The sequence below is a fragment of the Brevibacterium sp. BDJS002 genome, assembly GCF_028201555.1.
In the GTDB taxonomy this organism is placed as follows: Bacteria; Actinomycetota; Actinomycetes; order Actinomycetales; family Brevibacteriaceae; genus Brevibacterium; species Brevibacterium aurantiacum.
Genome location: NZ_CP116392.1, coordinates 1048593 through 1068525 on the forward strand (window position 1 = coordinate 1048593; position 19933 = coordinate 1068525).

Here is a 19933-nt window from a genome sequence, read left to right on the forward strand (position 1 = left end):
CGCACAGGAATCAGCTCAGAGTGCGGTGACGGCCGATCGGGAGCATCAGCGGCTGACCGGAGACAGGATCCTCGATGACCCTGTTCTCGAGACCGAACACGTTGCGGACATTGTCTTCGGTGAGCACCTCGGCGGGAGCCCCGGAGGCATGGATCCCGCCGTCGGCGATCATGACGAGCCGATCACAGTACCGTGCGGCCAGATTGAGATCATGCAGGACCATCACGATAGTCACGCCTGAACCCTGGTTGAGTTCGGTGAGCAGATCGAGGACCTCCACCTGATGGTTGACGTCGAGGAAGGTGGTCGGTTCATCGAGCAGGAGGATGTCGGTCTGCTGGGCGAGGGCCATTGCGATCCACACTCGTTGCCGTTGGCCGCCGGAGAGTTCGTCGACGGGACGGTCGGCCAGGTCCGCGGTTCCGGTGGTATCCAGAGCCTGGGCGACAGCGAGATCGTCCTGGGCATTCCATCGTGAGAAGGCCCCCTGGTGGGGATGGCGACCGCGTCCGACGAGATCGGCGACCGTGATGCCCTCGGGAGCGATCGGTGTCTGTGGGAGGAGTCCCAGGGCCCGCGCGAGCTGCTTCGCCGGCATCGTGTGTACCTGTCTGCCGTCGAGGATGACAGTGCCGGATCTGGGCGTCAGCAGTCGGGACATCGATTTGAGCAGCGTGGACTTGCCGCAGGCGTTGGCCCCGACGATGCCCGTGATCTGGCCGGGCGGCAGGGTCAGATCAAGTCCCTTGATGATCTCTGTGTCACCGTAGGCCAGATGCAGGTCCTGGGCGGCAAGCGAATGGTCCTTGGTCACAGGGAACCTCCCGAACGATTGATCCTGATGATGAGATAGATGAGGTAGGGGGCACCGAGGATGCCCGTGACGACTCCGACCGGGTAACGGGTGCCGAGGCCGAACTGTCCGACGAGGTCGGCGACGAGCACGAGCAGGGCTCCGACGAGTGCGGCGGGGATGAGCGGCGAGGGTCCCGGCCCGATGAGTCGAGAGGCGATCGGGCCCGAGAGGAAGGCGACGAAGGCGACCGGTCCGGCAGCGGCGGTGGCGAAGGAGATGAGGCCGACAGCGGCGACGATGACGAGAAGCCTGGTCCTCGACACACGCACTCCCAACGCTTCCGCGGTCTCGTCCCCGAGCTGCGTGATGGAGAGGTTCCTCGACTGCCCCAAGAGAATGGGAACCAGCACGATGAGCGCGCACAGCAGCGGCACGACCTTGTCCCAGCTCGCCCCGTTGAGGCTTCCGGCCAGCCACCGCAGCGCCTCCTGCAGATCCCACTGCGCGGCCCGGGTCAGCTCCCAGTTGATGAGCGCATTGAGCATTGAGGAGACGCCGATGCCCACCAGAATCAACCGGATACCGGCCGCGCCATTCCGGTAGGACAACATGTAGATGACCAACGCCACCGCAAGACCGGCGACGATGGCCATGACCGAGACTCCCGTGCTGCCCAGGCCCAGAGTCACGATCGCGAACACAGCCGCGGCCGAAGCTCCGGAGCTGATCCCGATGATGTCGGGGCTGGCCAGGGGATTGCGCAGCATGGTCTGGAACGTCACCCCGCCGAGGCCGAAGCTCAGACCCACGAGGAGCGCGAGAACGGCTCGGGGGAGTCTCAGGCGCCCGACCGTGAAGGTGGCGCCGGGGACCTGATCGCCGCCGATGACGCGAAGGACCTTGTCGAAGGAATAGAAGGTCTGACCGACCATGAGGCTGAGCAGGAAAGTAAGCAGCACCAGCCCGCTGAAGATGAGGACGAAGCCGGTCCAACGGGCGGAGCGTCGTCTCCGCAGCTGTGCCACGGCAGCGATCGTCGATGTCGATTCTGCCGTGCTGGTCGGCGCGAGGAGTGGGTTCGCGGGGTTCGGTGGGGTCACAGCGAACGGACCTTCTGTCTGCGGACGATGGCGATGAAGAACGGGGCGCCGATCAGCGCGGTGAGGATGCCCACGTCGAGTTCGGCCGGTCGAGCGATGATGCGACCGAGGATGTCCGAGGCTGTGAGCAGTGCGGCTCCGGTGACTGCCGAGAACGGGATCAGCCAGCGGTGATCGATGCCGATGAGCAGACGGCAGGCATGGGGGATGACGAGCCCGACGAAGCCGATCGGTCCAGCGACGGCGGTGGCTGCCCCGCAGAGGAGGACCGCACCTGCAGCGGAGACCATTCTGGTGGTGCCGACGTGCTGTCCCAGCCCGGCGGCGAGCTCATCGCCGAGGGCCAGGGCATTGAGGCCAGGCGCCGAATAGACGCTGATGAGCAAGCCGACGATGAGGAAGGGAAGGATGAGTGTGACCGAATCGAACGTCACACCCCCGACCCCGCCGATCTGCCAATCGCGTGCCAGATCCGCGATGTCTCCGCGGGGGAGGACCACGGCGCTGATGAACGACGACAGTGCAGCGGCGGTGGCCGCCCCGGCCAGGGCCAGCTTGAGCGGGGTCGCACCCTGCCTCCCGAGTGACCCGACCGCATAGACGAACACCGCGGTGAGAGTGGCGCCGACGATGGCGAACCAGATGTAGCCGTCGGCCGTTGACAGTCCGAAGAAGGCGATGCCGATGACCACGGCCAGGGACGCGCCGGTGTTGACACCGAGGATGCCTGGGTCGGCCAGAGGATTCCTCGTCACGCCCTGCATCACAGCCCCGGAGATGCCCAGAGCCGCTCCCACGCACACGGCGAGCAGGGTCCGCGGAATGCGTTTGGCGACCGCGGCCTGATCGAATCCCGCGGCCGACCCGCCGTAGGCGGCAAGAACGTCGTCGAGGCCGACGTTGCGGGAGCCGATCATCGTGGACAGGATCATGAGGACGGCAACCACTGCAAGAGCGGCCAGCATCCATGCGAGGCGGACATGAGTCGACCGCCGCAGCTTGGCGGCGGTCGACTCGACTGTCGATTGTGACGTCATCGTGTGAAGTGTCCGCTTCTACTTCGCTGCCGTGGCGGCCTTGTCGAGTTCGTCGAGGTAGTCATCGAGAACGAAGGAGATGGACAGCGGTGTGGGGTTCGCAGCAGTGCCGAGCGGGGCATCACCGGGCAGGTTGACGATCGACTTGTTCTTGACCGCGGGCATCTGAGACAGCAGCTCGTCGTCTTCGAGCGTCGTGACCAGGTCGTCGCCGCCGTAGGTGACGATGATGTCGACATCGTCGAAGACGTCGGCCTGTTCGGCGCTGACGGTCGAGGAGAATTGATCGGTCTCGTCGGAGGCCTTCTGGATGCTGGCGGGTGCCTGCATGCCCAGGTCCTCGAAGAACATGGCGCGGGTGTCATGCGTGGTGTAGAAGTTCACCTCGGACAGGTCCGAGGGATCCACGTGGGTCAGGAACATCGTCGACATGTCCTTGATCGCAGGGTGGTCGGCGACCGCCGAGTCGATCTCGGTCTCGAGGTCCTTGACGAGCTCCTCGCCTTCCTCTGCCAGACCGATCGCCTTGCTGTTGATCTCGATCATCTCTCGCCAGGGAGTTCCCCAAGCGGTCTCCGGGTAGGCGACGACGGGCGCGATCTCGCTGAGGGTGTCGTAGTCCTCCTGGGTGAGACCGGAATACCCGGCGAGGATGACGTCGGGCTGGGTATCGGCGACAGCCTCGAAGTCGATGCCGTCGGTCTCGTCGAAGAGAGCCGGAGTCTCTGCATCCAGCTCCTCGAGCTTGTCTTCGACCCAGGGGAGGACGCCGTTGCCGTCATCGTCGCCGAAGTCGGCACTGGCCATGCCCACCGGGACGACGCCCAGTGCCAACGGCACCTCGTGGTTGGCCCAGTTGACGGTGGCCACCCTTTCGGGCTTCTCCTCGATCGTGGTGGTGCCGAGTGCGTGCTCGATAGTCACCGGTGTCCAGGACTCGTCGCCGCCCTTCGCATCTGCGGGGGTCTCGGTAGATGAGCAGGCGGTGAGCACGAGTGCGGTGGACATGGCTGCTGCAACGGTCATTGCGCGAAGCGGACGGGACATCTCTTCCTTTCGGAGGTGCTTCTCAGCACACCCCCGAAGCGAGATTGAGTTAGGTGTGCCTAAACAAACTATCGGAGGAATCGCCTGCGCGCAATGGAGTATTTACGACAGATGATTTCGCGAAACGGACACGAGTGATCTTCAGCTCGCGTGCTCCTCAGTTCGCGCTGGGGCGGAACTGTCCCGGTGTGGTGCCCGTGATGCGCTTGAATGCAGTCGTGAATGCACTGACCGAGCGATAGCCGACGCCGGCGGCCGCTTCGTCGACCTCTCCGCCGAGGCTGATCATGCTCACCGCGTGCTGGACCCGTGCCGTCGTCGCCCAGCGCCCGAAGCCGAGACCCGTCTCTGCCTCGAAGGCGCGGGTGATGGTGCGGCCGCTGATCCCCAGTTTCCTCGCCCAGTCCTGGAGACTCGAGGCATCCGCCGGGCCCTCGATGATCGCGTTGGCGATCGGAGCGATGAGCGGATTGCTCGGCATGTGAAGCAGAAGCTCGTTGTCCGCTGGCGTCATGACGTCGAGGATCATCGCCTCGGTGAGTGAGTAGGAGGAAGTCCCCGGATCGGTGTGCTGAAGTCGATCGAGAAGGAGCCGGAGCAGAGGGGTGATGGCGATGGCAGTGGGCCGATCGCTGACAAGCGGGTTGTCGAGGCTGAACTGCGCGGCGTAGACGACGACGCCGGCGGGCGTCCATCCGGAGTGCCGTACTCCTGCGGGAATCCACATCCCTAAGGGCGGGGTGATCGTCCACGTGCGCTGATCGATCGTGACCGTGCCGACCCCGGCCTCGCGCCAGAGCAGCTCATGTGTCGGATGCGAATGTTCGGACCAGTAGGTCTCGTGCTCCATCGCCTCCTGGGAGCCGATGATCCGCAGCGGCATCTCCACCTGACCTGCGGTGTAGCTCGGCAGCGTCCGTTCGGAGGCCGTCGCCACGCGTGCGGTCTTGGAGCGGAAGGGTCTGATCGTGGGCACCTCACCAGGATAGGCGCAGCCGACCGCGATCTGCGCCCCCGACCTGGGCAGGCGCAGTGAGCCTCGACTAGACGGCCACGATGTGAGGGTGCTGTCGGTGGAAATCGGTGGCCTGCTGGAAGGTATGCCCAGCGGCCAGGAGCAGGCCCTCCTTGAAGTCACCGGCGACGAACTGAGCAGCCAGCGGGGTGCCGCGCTCGGTGAAGCCGGCGGGCAGAGTGATCGAGGGCATGCCACAGTTGTCGATCGGTGCCGTCGGAATCGTGACTCCGGCGAACAGCTCGGCGTCGGAGCCGAGATTCTCCATCTGTGAAATCGTCGGTGAGGCGGCTCCGATGCCTGGAAGCAGCAGCAGGTCGATGTCGGACATGAGAGCGCGCATGCGACCGGTGAATGCTCGCCGGGATTCGAGCAGCTCGTGGTAGTCGATGGCGCTGAGGCCGCGCCCGATCTCGATGAGGCCGGCGAGGTCGGGACCGTACTCGGCCGACCTCGACGGGTAGTTCTCTGCGTGAACGCCCGCGGTCTCGATTCCGCACAGGGCAGTCCATTCCTGTGCCGCTTCGGCGAATCCGGGGGTGCGCACGTCGAGGACGCGCCAACCGAGGTCGAGGAGCACCTCGATGGTGGATTCGAGCATCTCGTTGGTGACGTCATCGAAATGTTCGGCTGCCAGTTCGCGGTCGAATCCGACGACCGGGGTGGTCTCGAGCCTGAGCTGCCGGCTGTAGCGGGGCACCGGTTCAAGCGCCGACGTCGGGTCGTTCGGGTCATGGCCGGCGATGGCCTCGAGGATGATGGCGGCATCGCGTGCGCTGCGCGTCATCGGTCCGATGTGGTCAAGGCTCGGCGCCAAGGGAAAGATGCCGTTGCGTGAGACCCGGCCCCAGGTGGATTTGAGTCCGGTGACCCCATTGGCCGAGGACGGCAGTCGGATCGAACCTCCGGTGTCCGAGCCCAACGAGCCGTAGCAGAGGCCGGCTGCGGTCGCGACGCCCGAACCGCTCGAGGAGACCCCTGACCAGGTGTTGGGCTCCCAAGGGTTGACCGGGGTCGGCAGGTCGGGATGATGTCCGGTGAACGCACCCTCGGTGAGCCGCAGCTTTCCCAGGATCACCGCCCCGGCCGCCCGCAGGCGAGCCACGACGGTGGCGTCGAAGTCGGGCTGGAAGTCGGCGTGGATCGTGGTGCCCGCACCTGTCGGCGCGTCATGGGTGTAGGCCAGGTCTTTGATCGCCAGCGGCACACCGTGCAGCGGACCCAGCCAGTCCCCGCGCGCCAGACGTTCATCGAGGTCGTCGGCGGCGGCCAAGGCCGATTCGCGCATCAGGGTGACGAAGGACAGGAGGTGAGGGTCGAGTTCGTCGATCCGGTCGAACATGGCCTCGGTGGCTGCCCTGGAGCTCAGCCGCCCGGATCTGATGAGTTCCGAGACCTCGTGCAGCTCACGGAACTCGAGTCCGCTGTTCGCCGAGGTGGTTGTGCTGCTGGCCATGGACGCCTCCTTGCATCGGTTGTCCCCATGCTAACCGGGAAATCTCAGAACGTCACTGCTGGTCAGCGCCGCCCCCGGCGAGCTCCCGCAGGGCCTGGACATGAGCGTCGAGTCGGGCGCTCCCGTCTGTGCTGATGGCGACCCATGTGCGGGGGCGTTTGCCGACATAGCCCTTTCGGACCTCGACCAGCCCCGCCTTCTCGAGGGCGGAGATGTGGCGGGAGAGCACGGAGTCGGAAACGCCGAGGGAGTCGCGCAGGAGTTTGAATTCCGCGCGGTCCCGATTCTTCAGACTCGCCACGATGCCGAGTCGAGTGGGATTGTTCAGATCTGATTCGATCCGAGTCAAGGACTCGCCGAGGTTGTCCATCGTGTCATCGGATTCGTCGTCGGTGCTGATGTAGGGATTCATGATCGTGCCTCGTCCTTTCTCAGCGGCGCAGTCCGACAAGGGCCATGATGGGGGAGAGGACCCAGATGAAGCCGGCAGCGGCGAACGGCACCCACAACGTGGGAGTGAACGAGTCGACGATGATCGCTGTGAACAGGGCGACGAAGGTCAGCGGCAGCCAGGTGCAGAGCAGGACGGTTGACCGGCGACTCCAGCTCAGGGCCTTCACGGAATAGACGATGAGGGCCGGCACCAGCCAGGCGCCGCCGGCGCCGAGGATGATCAGCTGGGTCGTGTTGTCCTCGATGAGTCCGACGGCGAGGATCCCCACGGAGATGGCCGCACTGTAGACGAAGAGCATCGTGACCAGCGGCCAGGCATCGCTGGATCGGGCGTGGGCCTGATTCGACTCGACCTGCGAGAGAAGGTCCTTGGCCTGCTGCGGGGTGGGCGTGGTCATGACAACTCCTTCGTTGCTGTCTTCACCGAGAAACGGTGACTTCCTGATGGAAGTAATTACAGCTTAGCAAGTACTTTCCATAATGGAAAGTACTTTCGCGAAGTTGTTCTCGCAGCAGGGCTCAGGCAGAAGCCGCAGCAGCCACTGTGGCTGCAAGCTCGGTGGTCGCGCCGAGGTGGTCGGCGGTGACCTCGCCGGTGACGATGAGCGGGTCGAAGGCGAGCCTCCAGCCCAGACCCGTCGTGATCTGCTTCATCGCGGTCTCCGCTCCGGTCGTGTCGTAGCCGCCGTGGATCCAATAGGAGAACGGGCGACCGGCGGTCGGCTCCCTGACCGCGTCGTACGTGGTGTCGAAGAAGTGCTTGAGGGCTCCGGAGATGTAGCCGAAGTTCGCCGTCGTGCCGAGGACGAACCCATCGGCGGCGAGCACGTCCTCGGCCGTCGCCTCCAAGGCGGGACGGACTATGACGTCGACGTCACCCAGCTCCGGCATGCGCAGTCCGGACAGGGCCGCCTCGGCGATTTCAGTCGTTGCCTGTGACGGGGAATGATGAACGAGCAATATGCTGACCATGGGACCAGACTAACCCTGCAGCATTTCGACGAGGGAGGATTCGTGGCAGTCATCTTTGATCCGCTCCGCGGGCGGACACGACCCGAGCCCAGCCACAGCGATGATGAGATCATCGACGTGCTCACCGGCACTGCCGGGGCCGTGGGAATCGACACCTCCGGGTGGGCGGTGCTGACCGGGGCCGGCATGAGCACGGATTCGGGAGTCCCCGACTATCGGGGACCCGACGCCGTTCCCCGCCAGCCGATGACGATCCAGACCTTCCTATCCCATCCCGACCAGCGAGCCCGCTACTGGGCGCGTTCCTGGGTGGGCTGGCCGCGGATGCGCTCTGCCCGGCCTAATGCGGCACATCTGGGGCTCGCTCAGCTGCCCGTCGCCGGCATCGTCACGCAGAATGTCGACGGACTCCACCAGGCCGCGGCACGGGAGGAGGGCAGTCGCAGTCCGGTCATCGATCTGCATGGCAGCCTGGATCGTGTCATCTGCCTCAAGGAAGGGCACATGTTCGACCGAGACTGGGTCCAGATCCAGTTGAGCGAGCTCAACCCCGAGTTCGCGAAACTCGTGGGAATCGATCCGATCGATGTCGAGACGGCCCCCGACGGTGACGTGGATCTGGAGGAGACGGCGGATTTCATTGTCACCGACTCGCCCCGCTGCGGTGGAATCCTCAAACCCGATGTCGTGTACTTCGGTGACTCCGTGCCTCCGGCGAGGCTGCAGGAGGCGAATCGCATCTGCGCTGAGGCGAGTGGAATCGTCGTGCTCGGATCCTCGCTCGCGGTGCTCTCGGGGCTGCGTTTCGTGCGGGCGGCGGCGAAGGCCGGGAAGCCGGTGGTCATCGTCACAGACGGTCCCACCAGGGGAGATGAGCTTGCTGACTACCGCTCGATCTCCCGCGTCGGCGACTTCGTCAAGGGGTGGGCACTCAGAGGAATCCAAGGCGATGATGACAAGCTTCAGGCATGAGCAATCTTGCCCGAACCGAACGCCTCCGCCTCGTCGATACAGCCAACAGGGCCGGTGAAGACGCCCCGACGCTGTGCGAGGGCTGGACGACACGTGACCTTGCCACCCACCTCGTCATCCGCGAACGCCACCCCGTGGCCGCCCTCGGCATCTTCATGCCGAAGCTCGAAGGCAAGCGCGAGGAGCAGGAACGTGTGTATGCCGCGATGCCGTATTCGAGTCTGCTGGGTCTCGTGGCATCCCCGCCGAGGTGGACCCCGGGTCGGTGGCCCGGCGTCGAATCCGTGATGAACACCGCCGAATACATCGTCCACCACGAGGACATCCGACGCGCGGAGATCGAATGGATCCCACGCAGGCTGTCCCTGCCGGAGAACCGTGCCGTGTGGACAGCGTGCCGAACCGCGCTCCTACCCTTCGCTGCCAAAGCCGAGGGCCGCGTCACGATCGTCAGCCCCGGATTCGGCCAGCACAGCACGGGCAGAAAATCCGGCGGGAGTAAGGGCGGTGCCCAGGGGCTCACCATCACCGGTGAACCCGTGGAGATCCTGCTCTACCTCATGGGCCGAGAGGACCATGCCCTCGTCGATGTGAAGTGAGGGACCGCATCGTTGGGCGAGGCGGGGGAAAACCCCCGAACAGCTGAACGGTTTGTATCATTCCCCTGCCAAGTGCAAGTTCCTAAGCTGATTACAACAGCAGCCGCACAAGCAGAGGCAGAAAGATGAACCCCACCCCCACCCCCAACTCCGACTACACAGCAGAGACCAACTACCCCTCGAACACCGGATACTCCTCGACCACTGGTGGCCAGGGCTACCTGGAAGCGAATCAGGGCTACACCACCGGCGCACAGCCACCGCAGTCCTACCGCGCCCGGGCAGAGGAAGATCCGGGCAAGGTCCTGGGAATCATCTCCCTCGTCGCGACCCTCTCGACCTTCCTGGGCTTCAACTTCCTCGGCCCCATCGTCGGCATCATCACCGGCCATATGGCGCGCAAGAACTCACGAAGCGCGGGTTTCGGCGACAACGAGATGGGCAAATGGGGCTTCATCCTCGGCATCGTCTTCATCTCAGTGGCGGTGCTGGGCGGACTGCTCGGCCTGTCCATCGCAGGATTCGCCGGACTGGCAGGACTCCTCGGGGCCTAGTACCCGACCCAGGCTCCGCGCTCCTGGTCGAGCACGCGAGGGTGGAGCAGGGTCGAGGCCTCAACATCACCGACGGAAGCCCGATCACGGTCGGGCGCGAACGTGGTGGAGGACGCGAGCACTTCAGCCGTCGCGAATTTCAATCCCTCGGGAGCATCCCGGGGGATTGTCACGTTCGGACCCTGCTCCTCGGCTCCACTGCCTTCGGAGGCATCGGCCAGGAAATAGCCCCAGTCACCGAAGCTGGGGACATCGACGTGATAGGGCGTGGTGGCCAGGCCCGCCTCGGCGACGGCCTCCCCGATGCCCCAATAGGCCTCCGGAGCGAAGTACGGGGAGCCAGCCTGGACGACGAGCCTGGCCTCGGGGGACATGACCTGTTTGATCAGTCCGTAGAACTCGATGCTGTAGAGCTTCGAGGTGGCGACATCGTCCGGATCCGGCAGATCGGCGATGACCGCATCGTAGGCGGTGTGCTCGGCTTCGCGCAGCCAGGTGAACGCATCGGCGGCGATGGTCTTCACTCGGGGATCATCGAGGGAGTCTTCGTTGAAGTCAGTGAAGTGGTCCGATGTCTTGGCGAGTTCGAGGACGCGGGGGTCGAGGTCGACGAGTGTCACCGATTCGACATCGGGATATTTGAGGATCTCCCGCACAGCCAGACCGTCCCCGCCGCCGAGGACGAGGACATTGCGCTTGGGCCCATCCATGAGCGGATGGACCAGGGACTCGTGATAGCGATATTCGTCGGCCGAAGCGAACTGCAGATCTCCATTGAGGTAGAGCCGCGTGTCCCCGGTCTTCTGTGACTCGGTGAGCACGATCTCCTGGTAGTCCGTGCGCTGGGAATAGACGATCGGATCCCGGTAGAGGCGCTGCCGGGTCGTCATCTCGATGTCGTCGGTGAACACCCAGACCACGGTGAGTCCGCCGACGATGAGGACGAGCAGGCCAGCCAGGATCACCTGTGTGCGGGTGCGGATCTCGGTGCGGAAGAGCCAGAGCACGATGAGGATGCCGACAACGGCATTCGTGATCCCCACCGCCAGAGCGCCTCTGGGCAGACCGAAGATCGGGAGCAGGATGAAGGGGAAGGCGAGCCCGCCGACCAGCCCGCCGACGTAGTCCGCGGCGAAGAGATCGGCGACGGCGCTGGAGGCCTTCTGCGCCCGGATGCGTTGGACGAGCTCCATGAGCAGGGGGATCTCCGCGCCGATGAGCGCGCCGATGACGAAGGCGAGGGCGACCATCGCGACTGTGTAGATGTCGGCGAAGGCGAAGGCGAGGTAGAGCAGGATGACCGAGAGGCCGCCGATGATGCCCAGCGCGGCCTCGATGAGGGCGAAGGCGACTGCGGCGAACTCGGTCAGGCGCTTCGTGGCCAGGGACCCGATGCCCATCGCGAATACCATGACCGAAAGGACGATCGAGGCCTGAACGATGGTGTCGCCGAGGAGGTAGGAGCCGAGTGCGACGAGCGCGAGCTCGTAGACCATGCCGCAGCTGGCGCAGATGAAGACGGCCAGGAGCACGAAGAAGCGGGCGGGTCCTGGCTTCAGCGGCAGCGTGATCGGTTTGCTGCCGCCGATGCTATCGGCGTCAGCGGATTCTGTCGGTGAACTCAAAGGAGCGCTGCGGCCATGATGCCCGCGATGCCCACATGAGCGGAGGCATTGACCCACACTTCAGGGTGAAACGCATCGGGTTTGATCATGTCGCCGAGCTTGCCGGGGGTGAAGGCGTCGACGAGCAGGAAGCTCAGGGCCATGAGGATGATGCCGACGATGCCGAAGACCAGGGTGGAGATGATGCCGAAGACGAAGTCATCCGCGCTGGCACGGATCGCGGCGATGACGATGATCGCCACACAGAGGAGGTCGGACGCGACGAGGATCACGGCATTCTTCGACTTCTGCTGCCAGAGGATGACGTGCAGCTTTCCCGGGGTGAGGAGGTCGACGACGAAGTAGCCGATGAGCATGAGCGCGAGGCCGCTCACGGCGTAGGAGAGGACGATCCCGATCTCAAGGAAGAGTTCTGCCAACATGATTGCCTTTCAGAGTGCTGTCGGTGCTGTCATTTGCCGCGAACGCTGTCATTTGCCGGTGCCGGGTCCGCCGCCGCGGAATCCCGAGCCGTCGCCGTAGTTCGATCCGACGCTGCTGGAGCCGCCGCCGAAGAAGGGCAGGAAGAAGAATCCGCCGCCACCGCCACCCGAGCCGTCCGAGTCATCCGTGCAGCCATTCATGATGTTGCCGAGGATCAGGACGATGACTACCAGTGCGATGACGGTGCCGCAGCCGGAGCGTTTCTTCGGGCCGCCGGAATTGTTGTTCGAGGGTCCGGAGCCGCGGTCTCCGCCGCCGGAGCCGCGCCCGTTCTCGGCGTCGAAGTTGAAGGAGCCTCCGCCCATGGAGACATTGGGATCGCGGCTCATGATCTCCTCCTCAGTTCGCTGTGGCTGTGCACGATCTGTCGGTGCTGTGGATAGCAGTGCCAGCTCCGCCAGGAGAGTTGCTCGGAACTGCAGTCGGTCAGGGCCAGCGCCGTCAGCGCACCTGGTTCACCGGGGAAGTCAACGACGAGGTGACGGTCGTGGGCACTCGAACGGGCCACCACCTCGGCGGCGGCATCACTGAAGCTGCCGGGAACATCTGTGAGCTCGCAGCGGAACTGATGTCGGGTGAATCCCGACCAGGTTCCAGCGGTGGTGCGGGTCGTGTCCCAGCCGGGACGCTCATCCTCGCCGAGGCAGGCGAAGGTTTCGATGAACGCGTCAGTGTTGTTGTCGCTCAGGATCACTTGGTGGGAGGAGCCGATGACGTGGAGCTCGAGCTGCAAACGATCCTGCCCATTCGACGACGGCAGGTCGATGAAGTCGGAGGCCAGAGGGGTGATGCGGCCGTGGTCGAGGCTGAAGGTCAGCGCCTGGGCAGACGTATCGGCGAAGGCCACGTCGACGCTCAGGTGCTGGGCCGGCACCGGGTGTGCCAATGGGGGAGTGAGTGTCATCAGCTGCCCGAATAGATGGTGAAGGAACCGACCGGGATCGATTCGCCGGTGCTCACTTCCCAACGACCGTGGTCGAAGCGTTCGAAGGCGAGCAGCTTGTGGTCATCGGACTCGTAGTCGACGTAGTCGACGCCGCCCTTCTCATTGAGGCCGGTGGTGCCCTCGGAGCGATAGGAGGCGGTGCCGTGCTCGACGAGTTTGTACTCGGTGCCCTCGATCGTGATGGTCTTGGCCTTGGGCTCGATGTCGAGCTCGGGGCGATCACTCCACCGGGAGACCTGCAGATCGGGATCATTCTCGACGGTCAGCCACAGGCGGGTAGCGGACTGGTCGGCCTGGAAGAAGTGCTCGGCCCAGTCGTAGCCGCCCTCTGAGATGCGCAGGGTGCCGCGGACGAAGAACTTCTCATTGCCGAATTCGAGCAGGTCACCGGCCTTGATCGTCTCCGGATCCCCGCCTGCGTTCTGCTCCGGCGCGAACGGATCCTGTGGTCGGCGGGGTGCGGCCGCATTCTCTTCGAACTTGCGGCGGCTGGCAGCACGCCTGCGGATGACGATCACCGTGATGAGAACGACGATGATGAACACCAAGACGGTGATGAGGATATTCGATGACACGGGTGCCTGCTTCGATCAGATAGCCGGAACTTTCACACTCAACTGTAGTCGAAACGTCCCTCGAGCGCGGTCATGGAATCCGCAGGGAAGAAGCCGAGATCCCGGTTGAGCGCGTGCATCGGCCCATTGCCCGTGGCTGTGTAGGTCTGGATCCAGTCGGCCTGGGCGACTTCCGGGATCTCGTGGAGCTGGCGCATGTTCGCGACCTTGAGCCCGCGTCCGATGCCACGACCGCGATACGCTCCCTCGACGAAGGTGTCCTCCTGGACGACGATGTCCGTCTCGTGGCGGGAGACCATGATCTCCGTGTACCCGACAGCAACCGGCCCGTCAGCGGCATTGTCGTCGACCTCGGCAGTGTGGTCGTCGACGTGGGCGATCGAGCTGACCAGAATCCAGCCCTGGTCGGCCATCCGCTCCTCATGGGTGCGGATCGCGTCGGCACCGGCATGCTTGAGCGTGCGCGTGAGGTCACCGACCGGGACGTCCTCGTCCATCTGCTGACGCAGCCGTGCCCAGTCCTCGACTGCTTCGTCCGGGCAGCCACCGATCCACGAGGTGATGGACACATTCGGATCGGGGTCTATCGCCAGCCGTGACTTCACAGCCGGGTCCCTGTAGCGGTTGGCATCATCACGCAGGTAGGCCGGCAGGTCCAGCAGCAGCCGCTGTTCCTCATTGCCGATGATCAGTCCCTGTGCCTGTGCGAAGGCCACCCCCTCCGGGCAGTAGGTTTCGGTCTGGACGAGCTCCGTGCGTCCACGCAGCAGATCCGCGACGGCTCCGGCGATCGACGTGCCGTGTCCCTGTCGTCGGTGCGCGGGCAGGATCCCGACTTCGACGTCGGCAGGGGCATCGGAGACGATGTTGATCTCGGCGCCGCCGACGGGTACTTCGCCGAGGTGGGCCACGAGTGCGATGTCGGCCTTGTCGGAGCGCGGCTGTGCGAATTGGGTGAGGGTCGACTCGAGGCTCTGCCACCAGGCGGCGGTGCGGCCGACGGTGTAGGCCTCACACATGAGCGCACGCCATTGCGTGAGCCCGTCGACGTCGTCGGGCTCGATGCGGGTGATCTGGACATCGACCATGACTTGAGTCGACCACGCTTCGACCCGGATTTCAAGGATTCGAGGGAGGGTCCGATCCGTCCTCAGGTCCCACCCCGGCGTTGGGATCCTCTGTGGGCAGGCGGGAGCCGATGTGTGCGTTGGGACGATTCATCACCCGGTAGACGAGGAAGGCACCCACGCTGAAGACCACGATGATGGTCAGGATGAGGAAGATGACGGCGCCGAGACCCGGCTCCATCACTTGGCCATCCGACGACGGTCGAGGAAGTTGGCGAAGCGGGCCCGGAAGGAGCCCATGCCGATCGACCCGGTGACTACGATGGTCGGTCTGCGGCCCTCGGGAATTGCGTTGACCACGGACTTCACCGAGCCCCAGGACTTGGACAGGTCGTCGACGTTGACGGCCCAGTCATCGGGAACGACGACGACGACCGACCCCATTCCGGCGACGACTTCGACATGGATGACCTCAAGGTCGGTCTCGACCTCGAGGAAGTTCAGTTCGACGTTCGACATCGACGGCTCGCACCTGATGTAGGGCGGGACCTGCCACCGCCCGCGGCGGAGGTCGCTCTCCCAGCCGGCCTTGATGACCAATGGCTTGCCTGACTCGATGGCCCGGCCAGCGGGAGCCGATCGGCTGACAGCGGTACCGGGGCGGAATCGATCAGAGGGCAGTTGGATGGTGAGGTCGGAGAGGACTTCGTCGAGGTCAACCGGGAAGCGGGCAGCGTGGACCTTCTCCATGCGTTCGTCGAGCTCCTCCACCGTGATGCGACCGTCGCCGGCGGCTTCGCGCAGGACTTCGATCGCTTCGTCACGCTCTTTGTGCCCGATGCGGTAGGTCTTCGCCGGATCGTTTTCGGCATGATCGTCGTCAGGGAAATGGGAGGAGGAGTTGCTCATGATCTCTATCGTGCCCGATTCACGCGCTTGTCCACAACGACAGTGGGCGCAAGCTCACGATGGCGACGAGGAACGGGTGCGTGTGTCGTGTCAGCCGTTGGCATTAGGCTAAGCATGTGTCCACCGCACTGTACAGAAGATACCGCCCAGAGACCTTCGATGAGGTCATCGGTCAAGAGCATGTGACCGATCCGCTCAAGGCCGCGATCGAACGTGGCCGCATCAACCATGCCTACCTGTTCTCCGGCCCCCGAGGGTGTGGCAAGACCACCTCGGCACGGATCCTGGCGAGGTGTCTCAACTGTGCCAAGGGGCCGACTCCGGTGCCCTGTGGTGAGTGCCCGAGCTGTGAGGACCTGGCCAACGGCGGCCCGGGTTCGCTCGACGTCGTGGAGATCGACGCAGCCAGCCACAACGGCGTCGACGATGCCCGCGACCTGCGTGAGCGCGCGATCTATGCCCCGGCCCGTGATCGGTACAAGGTCTTCATCCTCGATGAGGCCCATATGGTGACCTCGCAGGGCTTCAACGCGCTGCTCAAGATCGTCGAGGAGCCGCCGCCTCACATCAAGTTCATCTTCGCGACGACCGAGCCTGAGAAGGTCATCGGCACAATCCGCTCGCGAACCCATCACTACCCGTTCCGCCTGGTCCCGCCCGAGGCTTTGGGCAACTACATGGAAGACCTGTGCAACCGCGAAGGTGTGCAGGTTGCCAAGGGTGTGCTGCCGCTCGTCGTGCGCGCCGGCGGCGGATCCGTGCGTGACACCCTGTCCGTGCTCGACCAGCTCATCGCCGGTTCGGGTCCCGACGGCGTCGACTACGCCGGAGCCATCGCGCTCCTGGGGTACACACCTGACTCCCTGCTCAGTGACATCGTCGATGCCTTCTCCGCCGGCGACGGCGGCGGTGTCTACCGTGCCGTCGAGCGGGTCATCGAATCGGGACAGGACCCGCGTCGCTTCGTCGAGGATCTGCTCGAACGCATGCGCGACCTCATCGTCATCAATGCTGCCCCCGAGGCGGCTCATGCCTTCTTGCCGGAGGTCCCTCCGGACCGCCTCGAGCGACTGACCCTGCAGGCCAGAGGTTTCGGCCAGGGAGAGCTCTCTCGAGCGGCGGACCTGCTCAACCAGGGCCTGACCGAAATGTCAGGAGCAACCTCGCCGAGGCTGCAGCTCGAGCTGATCTGTGCGCGCATCCTTCTGCCCGGCTCGGGTCGCAGTCGCGACGCCGTGCTCAGCCGTGTCGAACGGATGGAACGCCGCATCGGCATGTCCGCCTCGGGCACAGCCGCGAACATTCCCCCTGCCCAGTCGGAGGCGGCTGCCCCGTCCGGAGACGGCGGACAAACGAGTTCCACACCGCCGGTGCAGGGACAGCCACAAGGCGCTCCGGGACAGCCGCAGGCCGCTCAGGCTCCCGCAGTGCAGTCCTCGAACCAGGCACCGCCACCGAACCAGGCACCACGAGATGATTTCGACGAGCTCGCCGAGATGGCCGCGGCCGCCGAGTCCATGCTCAACGAGCCACCAGCCTCGACTCCAGCCGATAGTCCACAGGAAGATCGGTCGTCACTGCCCGAAGACTCCGCGCAGGCTGCGGAGGCCGTCGCGGATGATCGGCCATCCGGTCGCGATGCTCAGCACGGTGATTCACCGTCGAGCTCAGATGCCTCACGTGCTCAGCAGCCTGGCGCCATGCCTTCGTCCCAGGAGCAGCCTGACCGGGCTTCGCAGGCTCAGGCCTCGCAGGGCCAGGTCTCGCAGGCTCAGGCGCCGGCTGACTCAGATGCGGCTGGCCCAGGTCATTATGACCACGCTCCGGCTGACTCAGCCCAGTCCGACTCAGCCCAGTCCGACCCAGTTCCCCAGGTCCGTAGCGAGCAGAAGGCCGGTGCGCAGCCTCGGGGCTCAGCCTCGGCGGATAACTCTGCGCCGGAGGGCGATGCCGTGGCCGGCGCCGGTCACATCGGCGGTGAAATCGAAGCGATTCGACGGGCCTGGCCGAGCATCCTTGCCGCAGTCGAAAAACGCAGTCGCCTGACCAGAGCGATCATTGCGGCGAATGCGATCCCGCAGTCATATTCCGCTGGAGTCGTCTACCTCGGATTCAACAATGCCGGTTCCGTTCAGGGCTTCCAGCAGAGAGACCATGCGGCCAAGCTGGCGATGGCGATCAATGATGTCCTCGGCATTCAGGCACGTATCGACATCGGTGATGTCGGTCGTATCGGCGGGAACTCGGGCCAGGCAGATGCCGGACGCGGGACAGGCGGCAAGGGAGCCTCGGCGCCGGCGCCGAGCGAGGCTCCAGGAAATCGGGGTCCGGCACCCGCCCAAAGACGACCCAGTCCGCAGGAAGTGGCCGCGGTCGTCGGCACACGCGAGGTCGACAAACCGCAGGTCGATCATGAGAAGTTCTGGGAGACCAGCGGCTCTCCGCAGGGCCCATGGTCCGATGACGACGAGGAGGGGGAACAGCCGGCGTCACACGAAGCACCTCAGCCACCGACTGATTCTCAATCCGGCTCAGACTCTGGCCCAGATTCCGATGCCACCTCCGACTCACCATCTGCAGACGCTTCCAACGATGCCGGAGACGGACCAAGCGCCCACTCTGGCCCCACCGACGAACCTGCTTCGCGGGAAGAGAACGTTCCGACCGACCAGAACACGGCGGACGACGCGCAGGATTCAGGCGGTCAGTCGGCACCTGTCGAGGAGCAGGCACCTGCCGAAATGGCGGCGTCGGCAGGTCAGAGCCCCGAACAGCAGGCCTCTGAGCAGTCGACGTTCGAACAGCCTGCCTCGGACGAGTCCCTGGCGGACTCGGACATTGTCGTACCTGACCTCTCCGATGAGGACTTCTTCAGCGATCCCTCGGACAACACTGCCCCTGAGCAGCCGGAGGTGGATCACCGGGCGGATCCCGCGCCACATGCCGCAGCACCGGAGGCGCAGTCGGCACCGGAGGATGCACCGATAGAGTATGTGCAGCCACGGTGGGAGGAGCCGACCTGGCACGACGGACCCGACGAAGAGGCCCCGAACCTCGGCGACTCCTCAGACGGAGAGACCCAGCCTGCAGCTGCGGGCGAGGAGTTCACGAGTGCAGGCTCGGGCGCTGTGGAAGTCGGAGCACTTGTCGTCCCTCCGCCGGAAGACGACGACCTTGATTTCCTCGGTGACTACGCCGATGGTGGTACTGGACTGCCGGAGACTACCTCTCAGCCACCTGCCCAGTCCTCACGACCACAGGGGCATGGAGCGGCGAAGCCGTTCAAGTCCCGTTTCGCCGCTCTTGCTGAAAAGCATGGTGGCAGCACCCCGCAGCCACCGGCCCAGAGCGGAGAGAACGGGTACTCGCAGAACGGGAACTCCACGATGCCTGGATCTTCAGCGAATGATGCCCACGCTGATGCTCGGCCTCAGAGCTCCGGGGCTGATGAGGACGAGTATGATCCGGAGACGGACCTCGACATCTCGGACGCCCCGCAGATCGGGGTGGCCGTGATCGCACGGGTCCTCGGCGGCGAGATCATTGATGAAAGAGAAGTATGAGCGCGGTTTACGAAGGTGCCCTGCAGGACCTGGTCGAGGAATTCGGCAAGCTTCCGGGCATCGGCCCGAAGTCCGCGCAGCGGTTGGCGTTCCATATTCTCCAATCTGAATCCGCCGACGTCAGCTCACTGGCTCAGGCCCTGACAGAGGTGAAGAAGCGTGTGCGCTTCTGCGACATCTGCGGCAACGTCTCTGAAGAGGCAGAGTGCACAGTGTGCCAGGACCCGCGTCGCGATCGCTCGATGATCTGCGTCGTCGAGGAACCCAAGGACGTCGTGGCCATCGAGCGGACTCGCGAGTACCGGGGCCTCTATCACGTGCTCGGCGGTGCGATCGATCCGATGGCCGGAGTCGGGCCGGACAATCTGCGCATCAAGGAACTGATGCCGCGCCTGCAGAACGGCGAAGTCAAGGAATGCGTCATCGCCACCGACCCCAACCTCGAGGGTGAAGCCACCGCCACCTACCTCGTGCGTCTGCTCAACTCCCTGGGAGTGACTGTGACGAGGCTGGCTTCGGGACTGCCTGTCGGCGGAGACCTCGAATACGCCGATGAAGTCACCCTTGGTCGGGCCTTTTCCGGCCGTCGCGAAATGGACTGATCCACCTCTGCTCAGTGTTCGCGGATGTCCGTGAACTTTCGCTCCGCCCTCTTGACTCCATATCGATTATCGTGAAGTATGTTGATTATCGATATATCGACTAACGATATGAAGTGGTGAATCTAGGCGATGAATTCGGGGTCGACGCTTTGACGACCCAGG

Annotated in this window: 22 protein-coding genes; 5 read left to right on the forward strand and 17 right to left on the reverse strand. The window is 64.6% G+C overall.

The genetic code is table 11. The features are described 5' to 3' along the window. Positions 1-10: 10 nt before the first annotated feature. The 9 genes from PGC08_RS04840 to PGC08_RS04880 form a co-directional block, all read right to left on the reverse strand. Positions 11-814 carry an ABC transporter ATP-binding protein gene (locus PGC08_RS04840; RefSeq protein WP_009883184.1) on the reverse strand — a complete coding sequence of 268 codons (804 nt, stop codon included), beginning with the start codon at positions 812-814 and terminating at the stop codon, positions 11-13. Continuing rightward, positions 811-1896, reverse strand: coding sequence for a FecCD family ABC transporter permease (locus tag PGC08_RS04845; protein WP_069599617.1), 1086 nt, complete (start codon positions 1894-1896; stop codon positions 811-813). The genes PGC08_RS04840 and PGC08_RS04845 overlap by 4 nt, the downstream gene beginning before the upstream one ends. Next, entirely contained in the window at positions 1893-2933 is a 1041-nt protein-coding gene (locus PGC08_RS04850) for a FecCD family ABC transporter permease (protein WP_009883182.1), read from the reverse strand. Before PGC08_RS04850 ends, PGC08_RS04845 begins: the two co-directional genes overlap by 4 nt. A gap of 18 nt (positions 2934-2951) precedes the next feature. Further along, complete coding sequence (locus PGC08_RS04855; protein ID WP_236850655.1) at positions 2952-3959, reverse strand: iron-siderophore ABC transporter substrate-binding protein; 1008 nt, start codon at positions 3957-3959, stop codon at positions 2952-2954. 178 nt (positions 3960-4137) lie between these two features. Beyond that, positions 4138-4956 (reverse strand): helix-turn-helix domain-containing protein, encoded by an 819-nt coding sequence (locus PGC08_RS04860; protein WP_009883180.1) that lies wholly within the window; start codon positions 4954-4956, stop codon positions 4138-4140. 67 nt (positions 4957-5023) lie between these two features. Next, a complete protein-coding gene (locus PGC08_RS04865) occupies positions 5024-6451 on the reverse strand; it encodes an amidase (RefSeq protein ID WP_009883179.1) in 1428 nt (475 codons plus the stop codon). 52 nt (positions 6452-6503) lie between these two features. After that, on the reverse strand, positions 6504-6863 hold the full coding sequence (locus PGC08_RS04870) for a winged helix-turn-helix domain-containing protein (RefSeq protein WP_009883178.1): 360 nt from the start codon (positions 6861-6863) through the stop codon (positions 6504-6506). 19 nt (positions 6864-6882) lie between these two features. Beyond that, positions 6883-7302 (reverse strand): hypothetical protein, encoded by a 420-nt coding sequence (locus PGC08_RS04875; protein WP_271709645.1) that lies wholly within the window; start codon positions 7300-7302, stop codon positions 6883-6885. Between the two features lie 121 nt (positions 7303-7423). After that, positions 7424-7876, reverse strand: a complete 453-nt coding sequence (locus PGC08_RS04880; RefSeq protein WP_009883176.1) for a flavodoxin family protein — start codon at positions 7874-7876, stop codon at positions 7424-7426. 42 nt (positions 7877-7918) lie between these two features. Here PGC08_RS04880 and PGC08_RS04885 point away from each other — a divergent pair, with 42 nt between their 5' ends. The 3 genes from PGC08_RS04885 (at position 7919) to PGC08_RS04895 (ending at position 10001) form a co-directional block, all read left to right on the forward strand. Further along, positions 7919-8848 (forward strand): Sir2 family NAD-dependent protein deacetylase, encoded by a 930-nt coding sequence (locus PGC08_RS04885; RefSeq protein WP_271709646.1) that lies wholly within the window; start codon positions 7919-7921, stop codon positions 8846-8848. Further along, a complete protein-coding gene (locus tag PGC08_RS04890) occupies positions 8845-9447 on the forward strand; it encodes a TIGR03085 family metal-binding protein (protein WP_009883174.1) in 603 nt (200 codons plus the stop codon). Before PGC08_RS04885 ends, PGC08_RS04890 begins: the two co-directional genes overlap by 4 nt. 125 nt (positions 9448-9572) lie before the next feature. Next, entirely contained in the window at positions 9573-10001 is a 429-nt protein-coding gene (locus PGC08_RS04895; protein WP_101638780.1) for a DUF4190 domain-containing protein, read from the forward strand. Here the strand turns inward: PGC08_RS04895 and PGC08_RS04900 are convergent. The 8 genes from PGC08_RS04900 to PGC08_RS04935 are packed head-to-tail and all read right to left on the reverse strand — an operon-like array spanning position 9998 to position 15606. Next, positions 9998-11626, reverse strand: a complete 1629-nt coding sequence (locus tag PGC08_RS04900; protein ID WP_009883172.1) for a polyamine aminopropyltransferase — start codon at positions 11624-11626, stop codon at positions 9998-10000. The two genes, PGC08_RS04895 and PGC08_RS04900, sit on opposite strands and share 4 nt — an antisense overlap. Then, positions 11623-12048 carry a DUF350 domain-containing protein gene (locus PGC08_RS04905; RefSeq protein ID WP_271709647.1) on the reverse strand — a complete coding sequence of 142 codons (426 nt, stop codon included), beginning with the start codon at positions 12046-12048 and terminating at the stop codon, positions 11623-11625. Before PGC08_RS04905 ends, PGC08_RS04900 begins: the two co-directional genes overlap by 4 nt. Before the next feature lie 48 nt (positions 12049-12096). After that, positions 12097-12438 (reverse strand): hypothetical protein, encoded by a 342-nt coding sequence (locus PGC08_RS04910; protein WP_009883168.1) that lies wholly within the window; start codon positions 12436-12438, stop codon positions 12097-12099. Continuing rightward, on the reverse strand, positions 12435-13013 hold the full coding sequence (locus PGC08_RS04915; RefSeq protein ID WP_081448553.1) for a DUF2617 family protein: 579 nt from the start codon (positions 13011-13013) through the stop codon (positions 12435-12437). Before PGC08_RS04915 ends, PGC08_RS04910 begins: the two co-directional genes overlap by 4 nt. Then, positions 13013-13630, reverse strand: coding sequence for a DUF4178 domain-containing protein (locus tag PGC08_RS04920; protein ID WP_009883165.1), 618 nt, complete (start codon positions 13628-13630; stop codon positions 13013-13015). The genes PGC08_RS04915 and PGC08_RS04920 overlap by 1 nt, the downstream gene beginning before the upstream one ends. 38 nt (positions 13631-13668) lie before the next feature. Further along, entirely contained in the window at positions 13669-14718 is a 1050-nt protein-coding gene (locus tag PGC08_RS04925) for a GNAT family N-acetyltransferase (protein ID WP_271709648.1), read from the reverse strand. A gap of 31 nt (positions 14719-14749) precedes the next feature. After that, on the reverse strand, positions 14750-14941 hold the full coding sequence (locus tag PGC08_RS04930) for a hypothetical protein (protein WP_131259948.1): 192 nt from the start codon (positions 14939-14941) through the stop codon (positions 14750-14752). After that, positions 14938-15606 (reverse strand): DUF1707 SHOCT-like domain-containing protein, encoded by a 669-nt coding sequence (locus PGC08_RS04935; RefSeq protein WP_009883160.1) that lies wholly within the window; start codon positions 15604-15606, stop codon positions 14938-14940. Before PGC08_RS04935 ends, PGC08_RS04930 begins: the two co-directional genes overlap by 4 nt. 116 nt (positions 15607-15722) lie before the next feature. Between PGC08_RS04935 and PGC08_RS04940 the strand changes: the two genes are divergently transcribed. Together PGC08_RS04940 and recR are read left to right on the forward strand one after the other, a co-directional pair. Beyond that, positions 15723-19169 carry a DNA polymerase III subunit gamma and tau gene (locus PGC08_RS04940; protein ID WP_271709649.1) on the forward strand — a complete coding sequence of 1149 codons (3447 nt, stop codon included), beginning with the start codon at positions 15723-15725 and terminating at the stop codon, positions 19167-19169. Next, positions 19166-19771, forward strand: coding sequence for a recombination mediator RecR (gene recR / locus PGC08_RS04945; protein WP_009883158.1), 606 nt, complete (start codon positions 19166-19168; stop codon positions 19769-19771). Before PGC08_RS04940 ends, recR begins: the two co-directional genes overlap by 4 nt. Positions 19772-19933 lie beyond the last annotated feature (162 nt).

Excerpts from the sequence above, each read along its gene's own strand:
- PGC08_RS04870 (WP_009883178.1), bottom strand. The coding sequence starts at position 6,863 with ATGAATCCCTACATCAGCACCGACGACGAATCCGATGACACGATGGAC.
- PGC08_RS04915 (WP_081448553.1), bottom strand. The coding sequence starts at position 13,013 with ATGACACTCACTCCCCCATTGGCACACCCGGTGCCGGCCCAGCACCTG.
- PGC08_RS04935 (WP_009883160.1), bottom strand. The coding sequence starts at position 15,606 with ATGAGCAACTCCTCCTCCCATTTCCCTGACGACGATCATGCCGAAAAC.
- PGC08_RS04875 (WP_271709645.1), bottom strand. The coding sequence starts at position 7,302 with ATGACCACGCCCACCCCGCAGCAGGCCAAGGACCTTCTCTCGCAGGTC.
- recR (WP_009883158.1), top strand. The coding sequence starts at position 19,166 with ATGAGCGCGGTTTACGAAGGTGCCCTGCAGGACCTGGTCGAGGAATTC.
- PGC08_RS04880 (WP_009883176.1), bottom strand. The coding sequence starts at position 7,876 with ATGGTCAGCATATTGCTCGTTCATCATTCCCCGTCACAGGCAACGACT.
- PGC08_RS04890 (WP_009883174.1), top strand. The coding sequence starts at position 8,845 with ATGAGCAATCTTGCCCGAACCGAACGCCTCCGCCTCGTCGATACAGCC.
- PGC08_RS04925 (WP_271709648.1), bottom strand. The coding sequence starts at position 14,718 with ATGGTCGATGTCCAGATCACCCGCATCGAGCCCGACGACGTCGACGGG.
- PGC08_RS04905 (WP_271709647.1), bottom strand. The coding sequence starts at position 12,048 with ATGTTGGCAGAACTCTTCCTTGAGATCGGGATCGTCCTCTCCTACGCC.
- PGC08_RS04895 (WP_101638780.1), top strand. The coding sequence starts at position 9,573 with ATGAACCCCACCCCCACCCCCAACTCCGACTACACAGCAGAGACCAAC.
- PGC08_RS04910 (WP_009883168.1), bottom strand. The coding sequence starts at position 12,438 with ATGAGCCGCGATCCCAATGTCTCCATGGGCGGAGGCTCCTTCAACTTC.
- PGC08_RS04855 (WP_236850655.1), bottom strand. The coding sequence starts at position 3,959 with ATGACCGTTGCAGCAGCCATGTCCACCGCACTCGTGCTCACCGCCTGC.
- PGC08_RS04865 (WP_009883179.1), bottom strand. The coding sequence starts at position 6,451 with ATGGCCAGCAGCACAACCACCTCGGCGAACAGCGGACTCGAGTTCCGT.
- PGC08_RS04850 (WP_009883182.1), bottom strand. The coding sequence starts at position 2,933 with ATGACGTCACAATCGACAGTCGAGTCGACCGCCGCCAAGCTGCGGCGG.